Consider the following 16,142-nt stretch of genomic DNA (forward strand, 5'->3'; position numbering starts at 1 on the left):
TTGCGACGGTTCGAATTCGAAAAAAGGAGGAAGTGATGAAAAAAGTAATAATGTTTTCGACACTCGTGATCCTTGTGCTGATCTACCGGCCAGCCGGAGCGGGATGGCTTGGCGACACACTGAACAGCGCAATAAAGGGGGCTGGAAAGGACATCGTTTACGATGCGGTGGATTCCGCTTCCGGCAGCGCTTATCGGAAGGTGAAGAATAACCTTGCGGGGGAAGCGTCCGGAAACCCGGACACCGCTGTCCGGCCCGACGCGGAGGCGGCTGCCGGGGTACCGGCTTTCAATTCGCCCGAAGGCACCATTCGGGGAGAGGAAAGGTACAGCCGGTTCGATTTCATCCCGGGATCCAAGGTCCTTTTCTTTGACGATTTTTCCGACACTGAGGTGGGCGGGTTCCCCATGCGATGGACCCTCGAAGGGCCAAACGGCGGGGGCAACACCCTGGATGTGATCTCCTGGGCCGGGAGCCATTATTTCCGGAGTCGACCAGCGGGAGAGGGAAACGGCCAAAGTTGCACCGGTTCCTATCTGCGGTTGAAAGGTCTGAAAGATCTTCCCCAGCGGTTCACAATCGAGTTCGACGCCATCCTTGCCGGAGAACAAACGAGTTGGGAGAAAGCCTATGGGATTCTGCTGCTCAGCGACGTATACGATCCCCATGACTCTCCAAACCCTGTTTTCCCGGGGAATTCCGGAACATTCTATTTTTCGGACATATTTGCACGATCCGCTCACTCTGAATCCGAATTCCTCATCCAGGACCAACTGCCCCACCACATCGCGATTACTGTTGATGGCACGGCGGCCAAGGCCTACGTCGACGGCGACCTGGTGATTAACGACCCTGAAGCGGTCAACCGTCCTATTAGCCTGGTAGGCATGTATTGGGAGATTTCGTTGGAGCACAGCGTGGATTGGTTCATGTTTACAAATTTTCGTCTGGCGGAAGGAGGAAAGGAATTCGGGCAGGTGTTGGAAACCGACGGGAGATTTATCGCTCCGGGCATCCGTTTCGACACGGGATCAGCGATCCTCCTTCCTGAATCCCTCCCCACCCTTCGTTCCATTCAGGCCCTGCTCCAGGAGCAGCCGTCACTTCCCTTCCTCATTGAGGGGCACACGGACAACCAGGGCGGAGACCAGGTCAACGAGCCTCTCTCGCAGGAGCGGGCGGAGGCGGTGCGGGATTGGCTCATGGTCCAGGGGATCGAGCCGAATCGCCTGGTTGCGAGGGGTTTCGGGTCACGCAGGCCGCGCAGCACCAACGACAACCCGGAAGGACGCAGCCTCAACCGCCGGGTGGAATTCGTCCGGCAATAGGCCAGCCGGAGCATGGCGCCGGTCTAGTTTGTCATGCACCTGGCCAAAAAGATGGGGATCGGGGACGGGGCACTTCTTAAATATACATCCGGGCTTGACGCGGCCGTTGGAGGGGGGTCCGGAATGACGGCTTTTCTCATCTTCCCCTCTTTACCGCCTCGGCATCGAATACCACGTCCCCTTGCCGGTGCCGTGCTGTTCCAGACGGCCCTGTTTCGCCAGGCGTCGGAAGTGTACCTTGAGCGTGTTACGGTTCGCCCCGGTCACGGTGACAGCCTCGGCCATCGTCAGCCTCCCCCGCTCCCTGATTACCTGAATAATCCGGGAGGACAGGGCCGGAATCCTGTCCAGTTCCTTTTCACGATTCAGCTTTCTCGCCAGGTTATCCTTTTGCGCCTTGAGCGCTTTCAGGAAGAAAAGGATCCAGTTGTCCAGGTTCTCATCCCCGGTCCTGATCCCCGACTGGGACGACCTGAGCGCCCTATAGTACTCGTCCTTGTTCTCTTCCACCACACGCTCAAGGGAGCTGTAGGGGACATAACCGTACCCGTTCCTGAGCAGCAAGAGTGTGGTCAGGATGCGGGAAAGGCGCCCGTTGCCGTCTTGAAAAGGGTGAATAGCCAGGAAGTGGATAACGAAGGCGGCGATGACGAGCAGGGGATGAAGGTCATCCTGATCAAAAGCCTGGTTGACGCTCTCAACCAACCGGCCCATCAACCCGGGAGTATCGAACGGCGTGGCGGTTTCAAACACAACCCCCAGGCTGTTCCCTTCCTTGTCGAAGGCTTCCACATGATTGGGATGTTTCTTGTACTCACCCCTGTGCGGCGCGTCGCGGACGCTGTAGCGAAGCCCGATCCCGTGGAGTTGCCTGATGTGATTCTCGTCCAGTGGAATGTGCTCCCATGAGTCGAACACGGTGTTCATGGCCTCGGCGTATCCGGCAACTTCTTCCTCGTCCCGGGACCTGAAGGAGATGGTGTCAAGACCGCTCAGGAGAGACTCGACCTGCGCATCCGTGAGCCTGGCCCCCTCGATCCGTGTGGATGAACCGACAGACTCGATAAAGGCGACCCGGCGCAGTCCAGCCACAGCGTCTGGCGGGAGGTGCTCGAGCATGATCCACCGCCCCTTGAACTCGTCGATCCCGGCGATAAGCTTGAGGATCTCCGGGGTGATTTTGAAGACATGGTCATGGATCATGTCAGGACCTCCTCACCCACAACAATACCCAAAAACACCCAGTTGTCAAGGGCAACGACACCCATATATACACCCGTAATCACCCTAAAAGCACATTGGCATGCACGAAGCGCCCTTCGTCAAGCCTTCCTGTCGCGGCATAGTCACGCCTTTTGCGTGACGAAGACGGATGGCGTAATCGAAGGACGTACCTTGGGTTAATCCTTTTCTCCTGGATTCCCGCTTTCGCGGGAATGACGAAAACTTCCCCCCAGCTTTCGTTTTCACTTTGCGAAACTTTGCGTACTTTGCGGTGAGTCCGCTTTTGGTCTTCCCTGCGTCTCTGCGTGAGCCCGCTTTTGCCGCTTAGAAACCGCGCCTTCCCCCAGATTAAAGTCTTCCTCTGTGTCCTCTGTGCCTGGTGGTGAAAGCCCTTCAGGTTTTAGCGGCACACGCCTGCGCCTACCCCCGGATTCAGCCTTTCTCAGCGTTCTCTGCGCACTCTCCGGTAAAATTTAGGCTCTTACGCCAAACGGCCTGAGATTGCTTCGCTTGCTAATAGCTCGCAATGACAGTCGTTTTTCTCTGCGTTCCCTGCTTGTCCGCCATAGCCTCCGGCGACGGCGGACGGTAATCAGCTCTCACCGCTTTTTCAGGACCCGCGTTTCCCGGGATCGCTTCACCTGATTTGCAGTTCGCGATGACAGCGTTTAAACCATGCCCCCCGGCTTTTGGTTTCCCCTGTGTAACCCTGCCTGCCACGTCGTAGATTTATGCGAAGACGGGTGGTGCAGCCTGGGATTGGCTGTGCTGTGGTAAGTTAGCTTTTGATCTTCCCCCTCACCCCGACCCTCTCCCGCGGCGGGGAGAGGGAGAGAAAGGTGCCTTCAGCGGCCCTTACCTATTGATAGGCCCGCCGCGATGGCCACCGAGAGCAACAAGCAGTACCGGATCGGGGCGTACAACCCGATGGCAAGGGGCAGCACCAGTCCGCACACAACCGTCCCGAGAGCGGCTCCGAGAAGGTCCACGCCGTAGGCGGCCCCGCCCGGATATTTCACCCCGGCGGACTCCAGCAGGGCGCTGCCCGCTCCGAAGCTCATGCCCGTCAGCAAGCCGGCCCCGGTCATGAGGAGAAGGTAAAGAAGGAGGCCGGCCCATTCCTGGAGCACCCAACCAGGATCGATCCACACCGTGACCGTCACGAGCAGGAAGTATCCTGTCCACAGCCACGCCGTTCGAGAGGGCTGAGCGTCCCGGACCATGGCCCCGAGTGCCATTCCCACCATAAAAAAGGCTAGCAGCAGAGCCATGCGGGAGTAGAGGTAGCCGAAACCCGTCTGGTACAGGTACATGAGCGCCGTTTCCGCCGCGATCCCCGAAAATCCTCCCAGGAAGAGGACCAACAATCCCCTCGTGGTCTCACTCCTCATAGTCCCGGCGCCAAAACCACCAAAGATCACCATCACAAGAACAGCTACAAACAGGTACCACGCAACACCGTTTCCGATGGCTGACAGAAGCCCGGCGTCGGCGGTGCGGCCTCTCCACAGGGTGAGACGGTATCCCACGGCCGAGGGGACGAGATCGGCATTGGGACGGACATCTCCGGAGTCAGACAGGGCCTGGCTGACAGCCTCCATCCTGTCCTTCGAGAGATCGGCAGACAGATACTCCGGGACCATGAAGCGAAGATCCAGATTTCGTTCAAGGGCTATGGAAGCGGCAAGGTCACCGGTCAGGGGTGACAGCGGCCCCCGGCCGCACAGGGCGGTATAACGGTCGAGGGGATACCAGGCGCGGTGCGGGAATGAGAGAGACAAGGCCCCATCCAGGGATGCCAGGTAGCGGCCCATGGCAGGGGCAATGTAGTTGCCCGGTTCGCCTGCTGCCAGACTGAGAATCCCATCCGGTGAGAGGGCCAAAGCGATGAGCCGGAAAAACTCGGCCGAGTAGTACCGGTTGTAAAGCAGGGTCCCGGGATCTGGCAGGTTGAGTATAACCACATCGTACCGTCCCCCGGGAACCATCCTCAGGTACCGCCGCGCGTCACCCGGGATCAGATCGACCCTCTCATCGGCAAGGGCTCTCGCCGTGGAGCTGATATTGAGAGCCTCCAGGCGCACCACGGCCTCGTCTAAAACCACAACATCCACCGACCTCACGGGGTGAGCCAGGACCTGTTCCAGGACACCGGTGATGTGGGAGGTCACCAGCAGGACTCTTCCGGGCATCGGATGGACCATGAGAGCAGGCTGGACAGCCTGCTCGGCCGATCTTCGGTCCGGGTCGGTCATCATGGGCGAACCGTCGTAAAAGAGAACCGTTTGATCCAGGAACAGGTCTGAAGTGGATCCTGATGCCCTTCCTTCCTCATTCCACCTTCCTCCTTCCTCCTGCCTGTTTTTCAAAGGTTTTCCCCATGCCAGGCTGCCCAGGGGAGACTGGACACCGAGGACCGGAAAATAAGGATAAAAACGGGCCTGGCGGGTGGAAGAATCGGAAGGGATGCCGGACAAGGTAATGGGGATAAAAAAGATGAGGACCAGTGCGGATGCCGACCAGCGCGTCGGTCGATCGCCCCAGCCCAGGACGATAACGGCGGCCGTCACCCCGACACCGACAGTCCACGCCAGACCCAATCCATCGAAAAAGCGCACGCCTGCGGCAAAGAAAAAGACCCCGCCCAGTGCCGCTCCCGCTGATTCAGCTGCAAAAGCTGATGCGCCGCGGCCCCGCCCTGATGCTGCAGCCCCGAAAGTGAAGTCCGAACCATCGGTCAGGCAGAAAGGGGCCAGGAGAAGGGCATAGGCCAGGCCGATAAAACCCAGCCCCACCACCTGCCCCACGGGAACGCCCAACAGGGGCCGAAGAAGGTCCAGGGAGACGGTGGTCAGGGGAAAAAGGACGGCGAGGAGAAGGAGGGCGAGGTACAGGGCCCTTTCGGGCCGTTGGAGCCGGGGAAAGAGCCTGCGGGCAAGCAGCCCTCCGGCACTGACCCAGGCCAGCCACACAAAAAGGCCGACAGCAAGGCCCAGTTCGTTGCCGGAAAAGTTGGCGATGCCCCTGCGCAGGAAGGTGATCTGGGCCAGGGCGGTAATGAAGCCCAGGAGCCCAAGGGTGAGGTATATCCGTACGTGCGTGCGTACGTAGGTGCGTGAGGGCGTTTCCATCAGATCTGGTCCTTCGGTCTGTCCGCGTCAGGTGTGATTGAATGATCTTTCGCACATACGCTTTACGGACCTACGCAATTACTAATCCTCATCCTTCCCCGGCGATAATCCGTACCGTTTCAGCCTGTCGTACAGGGTGGATTTGGGTATCCCCAGGGATTTCGCGGCAGCCCGGATGCTTCCGTCCGATTTGTCCAGGGCACGAACGTAGTAAAGGCGTTCGAGCTCCTCGAAGGTTTCCGGCAAAGGCTCGGTGGGGGTTTTCCCGGAAAGGGGATCCTCGTCGAGAAAGATGATCTCGTCCGGGCCAATGGGCTCGCCGCTGGCGACGATCCTGGCCCTCTCGATGACATTTTTCAGTTCACGGACGTTTCCCGGCCACGAGTGGTTCATCAGCCTTTCCATGGCCTCGGCTGTCAGGTCATCCTCGTTCCCGAGAAAGTGACGGGAAAGCTCCCCGATGTCCTCCTTCCTGGAGCGCAGCGGGGGAACGAGGAGAGGAAAAACGAAGAGACGGTACAGAAGATCCGAACGGAACCTGCCGCTTTCCACCTCGGCCTTGAGATCCCTGTGGGTAGCCGCCACGACCCTGACGTCCACCGTGATGGTCCCCTGGGCTCCCACCCTGCGCACCTCGCCAGACTCCAGAACCCTGAGAAGCTTGGGCTGAAGGTCGGTGGAAAGCTCCCCTATCTCGTCGAGGAAAAGGGTTCCCCCGTGGGCTTGTTCGAAGGCGCCTTTCCTGTCCGCCGAGGCGCCTGTGAAGGCGCCTTTGACGTGGCCAAACAGCTCGCTTTCCACGAGGTCCGGCGAGATGGCGCCGCAGTTAATGGCCACGAAGGGCATCATCTGGCGCTGGGACAGGTCGTGGACCGCCCGGGCGACCAGTTCCTTCCCGGTTCCCGTCTCTCCGAAGATCAAAGTGTTGACGTCGGTGCCGGCGGCCTTCCTGACGTGCTCCCTAAGCTTTGCCATCACCCCGGAGCTTCCCACCATGTCCATCTCGGCATGGGCGGTGAGCTTTTCAGTGGGTTGGGAGCCCAGGATCTGCTCTTCCTCCGTCAGCACCAGCCGGAAAGGACCGATGTCGATCTCGGTCCCTGGATCGAGGAGGACCTTGTCGACACGTTCGCCGTCAATGAAGGTGCCGTTGGAGCTTCGATCCATGAGGAGGTATTTCCTGCCCTGACGCAGAAGGTTGGCGTGGTGACGGCTCACCGTCGTGTGGGGGAGTATGATGTCGTTCCTGCGGTCGCGGCCCACGCGCAGGTCCGAAGAGCCGCCGATGTGGTATCCCCCCAGGTACCGGTCGTCCCTGTATACATCCACCCTCATCGAAGTCACTCCTCCCACACGGTTCACGGTTCACGGTTCACGGTTCACGGTTCACAGTTCACACCTCGCTCTACCACTCCCCATGTCTCCTGTCCCCCACCAGTTCGTTCTCGTCCATGCCCAGGGCCAGGCAGCGGGAGAGGATATCGCACGACCATTCGAGGGCGTGGGTGATCTGGAGGCCCTCTTCCAGGTTCCCTCCCACGGCGAACGCTCCATGTCCCCGCACCATAACGATGGGAAAATCCTTGAGCAGGGCAGGCAGTTCCCGTTCGAGGTCGACCGAACCGATGGAGGCGGCCACGCTGAGGACCGGGACCCTCTTGAAATAGTAGCGCCCCTCGTCGTCCACCGGAACGATGTGATCCCGCGTCATGGACAGGGCCGTTGCTGCCCTCGGGTGGGTGTGGACGACGGCAAGGTGCGATGTCGCCGCGTAAATAGCGCGGTGGACACCGACCTCGGTGGAGGCGAGGGCGATCCCGGAATCGTCCACAGCCAGTCCGACCTGCACCAGGTCGTCTCCCGCCAGTTCTCCGAGCATGGCACCCCGGCGGGTTATGACCACGCGATCCCCCAGGCGAACGCTCATGTTGCCGCTGTGGGAGTTGTTAAGACCGGCCTGGAAAAGGATCCGGCCCACCCGGGAAAACTCCCCTGTCAGCCTGGTATAGGCCTCACCCTGTATATTCATCCAGACCGAGCTCCTTTCTCTTTCCAGCCGACGGGACCCCGCCCGGCCAGTCCCGGTGAGCGTAATACTCTCCCAGCAGTTCCCGGAGGTGAACGACTTCACCGGCACACGCCCCTTCCGTGAGAGGTTCTTGAGTGAAACGGGGAGGCAGGATATCCCGGTCCGGCCCGATCCCCATTTTCTGATTCAAGATCCGTTCCAGGGTGACGATCCTCTCACCTGACCGGATGAGTTCCTCCCCGCCGACCTGAAGACCGGTGACAGCGTTGACCATCCTCGACCAGTATTCGGGCGCCACCGCGAAGGTGGCGAACCGGCAGACAGAGAGGGAATCGGCGACGGCCCCGAAATCCTGGGCCCGGGCGACATGCCCTCCCTTGCCGAGAACCATCGACCCGCTCACCTTTTTGGGGATCCCCAGGATCTCTCTTGCAATGAGGTACCCTCCCCGCAGATGGCATCCTCCGCGGTTGGAGGTCGCGTAGGCGAGCCCCTGCCCCTGTGCGCCGCGAGGGTCGTAGCCCGGAAGCTCCATCCCCTTGACCTGCATGGCATATTGGGGAGCCCCGGCGTTTTGGGCGACGGTGCGCGAACCTTCCGCCAGTTCATCCCCTTCACCACGTCGGTAGGCGATATCCGAAAGCGCGTTGTAAACCGCGCGGTCATCGCCGAACCTGAGCTTCGACGGCCGCAGCCCATCCTCGGCCAGTTCCATGGCACAGGCGAGGGTGGCCCCCGCGGAGATCGTGTCCATCCCCAGTTCGTTGCAGAGATGGGCAGCCGGGATGATGTGCTCCAGATCCTCGATCCCAAGGTCCGGTCCCAATGCCCAGAGGCTCTCGTATTCCGGCCCTTCACCGCGGGACCCGGCCGCCTCGGTGACGCGCCCGCACTGGATGGTGCATCCCGTACAGCCAGCGCTGCCCACGGTGAACCGGGACGCCAGATCCTCACCCGAATAGGCCTGGTCCTCGCCCACCGCCACGGTCTGGAAGTTTCTGACCGGGAAGATCCCGGCCCTGGCGCAGATACGGACCAGCATGGGGGTACCCAGCGCAGGCAGCGCCTTGGAGGTGACGGGGTGAGCCCTCAGCCACCTGTTGGATTCTTCGAGAACCCGCTTGAGCCGGTCCCGGTCGTGGACAGGGACCTTGCCCGTCCCCTTGACCACCAGGGCCTTCATGTTCCGGGCTCCCATGACCGCTCCCGCGCCTCCCCGGCCCATGGCCCGCATCCTCTCGGACATGATGGAGGCGTACCGGACACCGTTTTCCCCCGCGGGGCCGATAACCGCGAGGCCGGCGTCCTTTCCGAACTTCTCCACGAGCCGTAAGACGGTCTCAGGGACTGTGCCGCCCCAGAGGTCCCCGGCCCCCTCGAAGGTGACGGACCCGTCCTGGACCACAACGATCCCCGGAACGTCGAACCGCCCGTTCATGATAAGGACGTCAACCCCTCCCCGCTTCAGGGCCCTGCCCAGCCGGCCGCCGGAGTTGGTGTCCATCACGGTACCCGTGAGGGGAGAGATGGTGGACAGGCTGAACCTGTCTCCGGAGGGGATCATGGCGCCCGTGAGGGGACCGGTGGCCAGGACCACGGGGACATCTCCCGAGATGGGATCGACCCGGGGACCGGCATGATCCCTGAGAAAAAAGGCGCCCAGACCGCGGCCGCCGATGAGACTCCGGGTCAGGTCACCGGAAGCGGTGTCCCTCTCGAAGCTTTGCGTGGTCAGATCGATCCTCAGAATATTGAGATGGGATATCATAGTGGTCCCGGTTCACTTTTCAAGGTTCACGGTTCACAGTTCACCGTTTATACCACATCGCTTTGCCCAATGTATTCCGGATCGAACCAATGGTAATCACGACCACGGGTCTTGGTCAGACACCCGAACCTGGATTCCAGACACTGGACACTTTCTTTTCTTTCCTCTCCCATTCTGCTATTCATTTGCGTTATGAAAGGTCAGATCACCTACTGTGTGAACCATACCCATACGAAGACGACGCGCAAGTGTTTTCAGTGCCTTTCGCCCATCTGCCCGTCCTGCCGGAGGCGGGCTTTCGGCCACACCTTCTGTTCCTTTAAATGCCAGGCCCGCTGCTGGACGGCGGATCGGGCAGCCTCGATGCGGCGTTATGCCCTGAGGGCCTCCCTGCGCTATCGGCGTTTCGAAAGGTCAATGGGGAAACTTACCGGAGGCGGGTTCATAAGGCTCATCACCATCGGCCTCCTTCTGGTCATCCTCTACCAGTCGGGCATCCTGGTGAAAATAGTCCGGGAGATCCCGGTGCCCAGTGGAAGCAGCCAGACCGTTCCTGCCTTCCCCACCGCCGAACTGGTTCACGAGGGGGAGTGGTTCACGGTCGCTGGACGCGCGCCGGGATTCGGGGTGGCCGTGCTCATTGCCGACGGCAGGGAGCGGGATGTCTGCACGGTCAGGGAAGGCTATTTTTCCTTCACCTTCCAGGCCGAAGGACCGATGCGGTCGGTACAGATCCAGGTATACGGAGACCGGCTGCCCGCCATGTACACCCGCGCCCTTCCCCTCCCCGACAATCTCCTGGCATCCGGGGATACCCTGCCTGAGGTTCTCCCGCCCGCCGCGCAGCCCGCCCGAACAAGGGAATCGAAACAAGCCCGTGAGGTTCCGGTCAAGACCGCTCTCAAACCCGAACCGCCCGTTCGACCTGCCGAAGCAGAACAGACCGCAGCCGCCGGGCCCTCGCCTCAACCCGGGAGAAAGCCGGGTGACGATATCGACCGGGGCCTTTCCGGTTCGAGAACGGTAGCCGTGACCTTCGATGGCGGCAGCTACAGCAACGCTGCCGCGCGGATCCTGGACATTCTGGCGCAACGGAATCTGAAAGCCACCTTTTTTCTCACCGGCGAGTTCATGAGAAGTTATCCCGAGATCACCAGGAGGATCGCTGACGAGGGCCACGAGGTGGGCAACCACACCTACAGCCACCTCCACCTGACGACCTTCGAGAAGAACTTCCGCCAGGACATCCTGCCGGGGATCACCCGCGAGATCCTGCTTGCTGAACTGAAAAAGAACGAGGCTTTTTTCGAAGAACTCACCGGCAGAAAGATGGTGAGCCTGTGGCGGGCCCCCTACGGAGAGCAGAACGAAACGATCCGCCGCTGGGCCTCATCAGCAGGCTACCAGCACGTATCGTGGACTTACGATCCCAAGACCAGGAAGAACCTTGACGGCCTCGACTGGGTCTCGGACCGGGGTTCGGCCCTGTACCTGAGTTCGGGTGATATCGTAGACAAGATCCTCTCCTTCGACAGCCAGACGGAGATGGGGCTCGGTGGAGGCATTGTCCTGCTGCACCTTGGCTCCGAACGAAAGGCCGACCCTTTCTACCCCAGGCTCGGTCAACTCATCGACAAGCTCCGGGAGAAAGGGTACGAAGTCGGGTCGGTGGGAGCACTGCTTGAAAAGGGCGGGTAAAAAGGCCGTCCATGGTCCAACGTCCAAAGTAAAGGCAGCCTCGATCCTCAAATTTCCGATCCGGAATCGGAGTTAATATTGAACAACCTCAACATCATAATTATTGGCTCAGGAGCCTTCATTCTTGGCTTTATCATCGCCTGGCTTTTCAACAGGTCCAGGATCTCCTCCCTTCAGACCGAGCTGAAGATGACGAAGGTTAACGCTGAAGAGAACCTCAAGGTGGTGCAATCGGCCAGAGAGGCCATGAGCGATACTTTCAAAGCCCTGTCATCTGACGTCCTGAGAAACAGCAGTACTGAGTTTATGAAGCAGGCGCAGCTCGTGCTTGGCAAGTTCCAGACCGAAGCGATAGGTGACATGGAAAAACGCCAGACGGCCGTGGCCAACCTGGTGTCTCCCATCAGGGAATCCCTGGAAAAATTCGGAGATCGGGTCCACGAACTGGAGCAGGTGAGGCAAGAGGCATACGTAACGCTCCGGGAACAGGTCCGGCAACTCAACACCGGCCAGGAAATGCTCAGGACTGAAACAGGGAACCTGGTAAAAGCACTGCGATCCCCGGTTGTCAGGGGTCGATGGGGTGAGATCCAGCTCAAGCGGGTCGTTGAGATCGCCGGGATGCTGCCTTACTGCGACTTTTCGGAACAGGAATCGGTATCAACGGAAACCGGACGGCTCCGCCCTGACCTCATCGTCAAACTGCCCGGGGGGAAAAATGTCGTGGTTGACGCCAAGGCACCGCTTCAGGGCTACCTGGACGCCCTGGAAACCGACGACGAGGACCTGAAGAAAATTCACCTTCAAAGCCATGCACGGCATATCAGGGAACATATGAACAGCCTCGGTTCCAAGGGCTACTGGGAACAGATCCCGAAGAGCACGGAGTTCGTCGTCATGTTCCTGCCCGGAGAAAACTTCTTTTCCGCCGCTTTGGAACAGGAACCCGGCCTTATCGAACAGGGAGTTGAAAAAAGGGTCATCCTTGCCACCCCTACCACCCTTATTGCCCTCCTCAGAGCGGTAGCCTACGGCTGGCGACAGGAGACCATCACGGAAAGCGCCCACTTTATCAGCGAACTGGGCAAGGAGTTATACGAACGGATCAGGATCCTGGCCGAGCATTTCTCGGGTGTGGGTAAAGGGCTCGACAAAGCGGTTGAATCCTACAACCGCGCAGTGGCATCGCTTGAAACGAGGGTCCTTGTCAGCGCAAGGCGGTTCGCGGAATATGGAGCGGATTCATCAAGGGAGATCCCGCCGGCCGAGCCCGTGGAGAGGGACGCGAGGTCCCTGCAGGCTCCGGAACTAACTGATGAGTCGGAATAATCAAGATGCAACGGATTCTTCCGACTCAGTGTCTGGTGTCTGGGGTCTGGGGTCCAGGTTCCGGGGTTGACGTCTAAGAGCCAGGTGCTAGGTTCCAGGGGCTCTATTCCCCGTGTCTCCGTGTCCCCCCGTCCCCGCGTCTGGTTTTTTCGGCCATCTCCGCCATCTCCGCGAATGCCCTGGCCCTGTTCGCGTCAATCGCTTCCCTGTACTTTCGAACCCTGCTCAAAGTAAGCCCGCATCCGAAAAGGACCAGGAAAAAAGCCGTCAATCCCAGAACGGCAACCCAGATCATGGTCCCAGCCTGGCAGTGTGTCTGAACAGTTCCAACAGCCTGGACTTCGTTCTTTTTTTCATCCCGGGAGTGTAGCACCTTCCGGCAGACTATTGCTATACTGTCCCCCGGACAAACACCCTTGACACGTGAGGAACACCATGTTCAAACGCAGGGTTTCAGAAGCCGAGAGGCGAAGACGCGCGTTGAAGATCGACATCCTGAGAGAGCGCCGGCACACCCGCCCGGACCGGCGCACCGGGCTGTACGACCGGAGGCTCCGGTTCATGGACAGGCGGCAGCGGCACGACGAATCGTGGATGGGCGCCTTCGATCGGCGCATCAGGAGTATGGATCGGAGGAGGAAAAGCAGGACCTAGGAGCCTGTCGGAGAACCCCATGCAGGCTCCTGGATATAGTTTTTCGGAAGTAGCATTTAGACCGAAAAGAACAAATATATGGCACATTTGGTAATTCACTGGAGTTATTCACCGGTTTAATGCTCTTGTTTTCAAGAAAAGACCCAAAAAAGGGCTTTCCGAAAAACTTACAGCAGCGTGTCAAGAGGTTTTCCGACACGCTGCTAGGACTCAGTCTAGATCTTTCCCTTAAGCAGCTTTTCAAGCTGTTCCAAACTGTAGTATGTCGTCTCCAGGCACTCGTCCATCCACCGGGTGCAGCGGTTGGCGTCGAGGGGTACCCCCACGGCCGGGATGCCCATCCCATCACACAACCTCATTCCCATCACAAGTTCCGGAATGCAGGCGATACCGAGGACACCCATCTCCGGGTGTTCACCCTTCAAACGGGTGAACAGCTTCGGGTGATCCATGCTCACCGAGATAAACGTTTCCACACGGTATTTCTCGAGTATCCTTGCACCCGAACCCACGTAGCATCCCTTCTCGCACCGGGCGCAAACCTCTTCGACCTCTCCGGGTTCCGCCTTGCAGCGGGGCCTGAAATCCCTGAGGCAATGGGCAACCAGGGCCATCCGCCAGGGTGCGTCGGCAAAGGCCATGGCGTTGACCCGGTTCACCAGCTGGATCTCCACCATATAGGAGAGATACGCAAAACGCGGTGTCCGCAGGATCGGATCAAGCCGGCCGGCCAGGGACAGGGACCCGAGATGTTCTTCGATGGGACCTGTAAAGGGAGACAGCGAAAGTTCCATCTTCTCCAGGAAACGGCGGTGGAGTTTTGCCCCGGTCGTGAACCGTTGGAAAAACCGCCACGGACCGCTTCCCTTGCGGACTGTTTTCAGAAGGTTCCGGGGTTCGGGTACCTCCGTCAGCATCTCATCAACGAGGCTGCCGACCACCTCGAAGTAGGCACGGGAAGATCCGTTGTCGTCTGAAAGGGTGTAAGTGCGGCCGGGGAACAAAGCAGTAGTCAGTAGTCAGTAGTCAGTAGTCCGGGAAAACTGGAACGAAACACAAGGAGTGAAGAACGTAGGGATATTGTTCTTCGCGCTTCGATCTTTGCTCTTCGCGCCGGCCTTTACCCCCATCACGATCTGGCCCCCATTTCGCTGATCATGTTCTCGTAGGCTCTTCGGATAAGCCGTTCGATCGGTTCCGGGGCGACCGGATCGAACTCGGCGAAACCGATGCTGAACCTGATCTCGTGCTGGTCTTCCATCTGTCTGTGCTGGGCCGCCACGTTCATCATGACCCTTTCGTAGATCGTCTCCGCGAAGACGAGAGACGCCTTGGGCAGGAAAGCCACGAGTTCGTCCTTGTCGTACCTTGCCAGGATGTCCGACCCCCTGAGGGAGTCCAGAAAGGCCTGGGCCACAAGGACGACGATCTGCTCGGCCGCCTCGTCACCCCTGGAGTCGATGAGCTTGTCCAGGTCGTTGACGTTGAGCATGACCACCAGGCTTTTTTCGGAGAACCTTTCCGCCGCGCTCAGCAGGGGCTCAACCAGTCCCTGGAAGGCCCGACGGTTGGAAAGGCCGGTGCTCTCGTCAACGGTTTTCAGGGTCCTCCCGGAGGCGGAGGAAGGCTCCCCCCAGAAACTTCCAGCCGGGGTTACCGCCACACCGATGAGAACAACACCCAGGGCCCATGAAAGCCCGAGCAGGAGAGAGAGCCTCAGGTCAGCCACGCCCGCTTTGTGGGGGATCATATAAACGAGAACGAGCCCTGCCGTCCAGAACAGGGTGCTTCCGAAACCGATGGATATTCTGGCCGCCCTTTTCAAGTCACCCTCCGAATTACATCTGTGCCTGAGCTATCAGCTTTAAGCTGCTGACTGTCAGCTTTTACCATAAAGCTCCATCACCGATAAATAGATTTTAACAGATAGGGTGCTCATCTGAAACCAGGCAACTCGAGGTTGTCCCCCCTTCCCACTTCCCCCGCGCCCTGCCGGGCACAAAAAAGATCCGGGGCCGCCTTGTGGCGGCCCCCGGATCCGGGAGCCTGGTGACAGTTCACATGTCGTTTCAGGAAAAGTATTTCCTGAAAAGCTCCTCCGAACTTTTCTGACCCTCGTCAGTGAGATCCACCGACCTCGATTTGCTTTTCGGGTTGGCGATGAACCCCTTCTGGTGAAGGCGGTCCAGGACTTCCCAGTCGTGTCCTTTCCATGTCCGGTATCCGGACGCATCCCGGAAAGTTGTCAGGTGCATGAGAGCCAGCACCGCCTCGTCAACCCTTTTTTCGTCGTATTTCACCCTGATCACCTCCTTTCCTGCCGCCGAAACGCGGCGTTTGGAAAGGGGGGGTGCAATCAGAAGGCCAGGTGCTCGTGTGTGCGTAAGTCCGTAGATGCGTAAGTCCGTAAGTGCATGGGTGCGTGGGTGCGCAGGTACTTATTTGCGTAAATTCGCTACTTGAATGCCTTTTCGCATTTACGCTTTACGCACGTACGCTCCACGTGATCACTTTCCCGGTAGCGACAAGGCGAAGTCACGGCCAAGTGCGAGCCATCTTTCCAGTTCGTCCGGGTCCTCCCACCGGGAGCCGTCCACCATGACCCATCCCTTCATGGCTTTCCCCGTTACGTCGAAGGGGGTGATGCCATCCTCCTGGAGAAACCGCTCAGCAGTCTCGGGGCCGGTGCGGACGATGAGATAATCTTGCCAGATCCCGAAACCCATGTTCCCCCGGATGAGATAACACACCCCGCCGAACATCTTCCTGCTCACCATTTCCGGCCAGCCGGCGGTCAGTTCGGATATCCGGTCTTCGAGTTCAAGGTTGTAGGCCATGGCCATTCCTTTCGGAATGATGTTCACGGTTCCAAGCACCAGGTTTAGAATCCCTAGCTCTTAGCACCTAGCCCGCATTATTCATGATGCAAATGAGATGTCAGCTAACTGTGTGGCAATTAAAGATGATGACTTCGCAAAAAG

Annotated in this window: 14 protein-coding genes; 4 read left to right on the forward strand and 10 right to left on the reverse strand. The window is 59.2% G+C overall.

Annotated elements, in window-relative coordinates:
• Positions 1-35 precede the first annotated feature (35 nt).
• Positions 36-1,328 (forward strand): OmpA family protein, encoded by a 1,293-nt coding sequence (locus P1S46_00280; protein ID MDF1534922.1) that lies wholly within the window; start codon positions 36-38, stop codon positions 1,326-1,328.
• Positions 1,329-1,478: 150 nt separating this feature from the next.
• Here the strand turns inward: P1S46_00280 and P1S46_00285 are convergent, their stop codons facing one another.
• From P1S46_00285 to P1S46_00305, 5 genes are all read right to left on the reverse strand, one after another.
• Positions 1,479-2,531: a Fic family protein gene (locus tag P1S46_00285; GenBank protein MDF1534923.1), complete on the reverse strand. Its 1,053-nt coding sequence runs from the start codon at positions 2,529-2,531 to the stop codon at positions 1,479-1,481.
• Between the two features lie 866 nt (positions 2,532-3,397).
• Positions 3,398-5,683 carry a hypothetical protein gene (locus tag P1S46_00290; GenBank protein ID MDF1534924.1) on the reverse strand — a complete coding sequence of 762 codons (2,286 nt, stop codon included), beginning with the start codon at positions 5,681-5,683 and terminating at the stop codon, positions 3,398-3,400.
• An 81-nt stretch (positions 5,684-5,764) separates the two neighbouring features.
• On the reverse strand, positions 5,765-7,018 hold the full coding sequence (locus P1S46_00295) for a sigma 54-interacting transcriptional regulator (GenBank protein MDF1534925.1): 1,254 nt from the start codon (positions 7,016-7,018) through the stop codon (positions 5,765-5,767).
• 70 nt (positions 7,019-7,088) lie between these two features.
• Entirely contained in the window at positions 7,089-7,712 is a 624-nt protein-coding gene (locus P1S46_00300) for a class II aldolase/adducin family protein (GenBank protein MDF1534926.1), read from the reverse strand.
• Complete coding sequence (locus tag P1S46_00305; GenBank protein ID MDF1534927.1) at positions 7,696-9,480, reverse strand: aldehyde ferredoxin oxidoreductase family protein; 1,785 nt, start codon at positions 9,478-9,480, stop codon at positions 7,696-7,698. Before P1S46_00305 ends, P1S46_00300 begins: the two co-directional genes overlap by 17 nt.
• Positions 9,481-9,843: 363 nt before the next feature.
• On the opposite strand from P1S46_00305, the gene P1S46_00310 reads away from it, so the two are divergent.
• Both P1S46_00310 and P1S46_00315 read left to right on the forward strand, forming a co-directional pair.
• The gene (locus P1S46_00310; protein ID MDF1534928.1) at positions 9,844-11,178 is read left to right on the forward strand and encodes a polysaccharide deacetylase family protein; all 1,335 of its coding nucleotides are present in this window, start codon (positions 9,844-9,846) and stop codon (positions 11,176-11,178) included.
• A gap of 78 nt (positions 11,179-11,256) precedes the next feature.
• Positions 11,257-12,507, forward strand: a complete 1,251-nt coding sequence (locus P1S46_00315; GenBank protein MDF1534929.1) for a DNA recombination protein RmuC — start codon at positions 11,257-11,259, stop codon at positions 12,505-12,507.
• A gap of 103 nt (positions 12,508-12,610) precedes the next feature.
• Here the strand turns inward: P1S46_00315 and P1S46_00320 are convergent, their stop codons facing one another.
• On the reverse strand, positions 12,611-12,802 hold the full coding sequence (locus P1S46_00320; GenBank protein MDF1534930.1) for a hypothetical protein: 192 nt from the start codon (positions 12,800-12,802) through the stop codon (positions 12,611-12,613).
• 140 nt (positions 12,803-12,942) lie between these two features.
• Between P1S46_00320 and P1S46_00325 the strand changes: the two genes are divergently transcribed.
• Positions 12,943-13,161, forward strand: a complete 219-nt coding sequence (locus tag P1S46_00325; protein MDF1534931.1) for a hypothetical protein — start codon at positions 12,943-12,945, stop codon at positions 13,159-13,161.
• 215 nt (positions 13,162-13,376) lie between these two features.
• On the opposite strand, the gene P1S46_00330 is transcribed toward P1S46_00325, so the two are convergent.
• The 4 genes from P1S46_00330 to P1S46_00345 all read right to left on the reverse strand — a co-directional run bounded on the left by P1S46_00330 (position 13,377) and on the right by P1S46_00345 (position 15,998).
• Positions 13,377-14,165, reverse strand: coding sequence for a DUF116 domain-containing protein (locus P1S46_00330; protein ID MDF1534932.1), 789 nt, complete (start codon positions 14,163-14,165; stop codon positions 13,377-13,379).
• Positions 14,166-14,290: 125 nt separating this feature from the next.
• Entirely contained in the window at positions 14,291-14,986 is a 696-nt protein-coding gene (locus tag P1S46_00335) for a diguanylate cyclase (GenBank protein MDF1534933.1), read from the reverse strand.
• Positions 14,987-15,230: 244 nt separating this feature from the next.
• A complete protein-coding gene (locus P1S46_00340; GenBank protein ID MDF1534934.1) occupies positions 15,231-15,461 on the reverse strand; it encodes a DUF6429 family protein in 231 nt (76 codons plus the stop codon).
• Between the two features lie 207 nt (positions 15,462-15,668).
• Positions 15,669-15,998 carry a TfoX/Sxy family protein gene (locus P1S46_00345; protein MDF1534935.1) on the reverse strand — a complete coding sequence of 110 codons (330 nt, stop codon included), beginning with the start codon at positions 15,996-15,998 and terminating at the stop codon, positions 15,669-15,671.
• Positions 15,999-16,142: the final 144 nt, after the last annotated feature.

The sequence above is a fragment of the bacterium genome (assembly GCA_029210545.1).
In the GTDB taxonomy this organism is placed as follows: domain Bacteria; phylum BMS3Abin14; class BMS3Abin14; order BMS3Abin14; family BMS3Abin14; genus JARGFV01.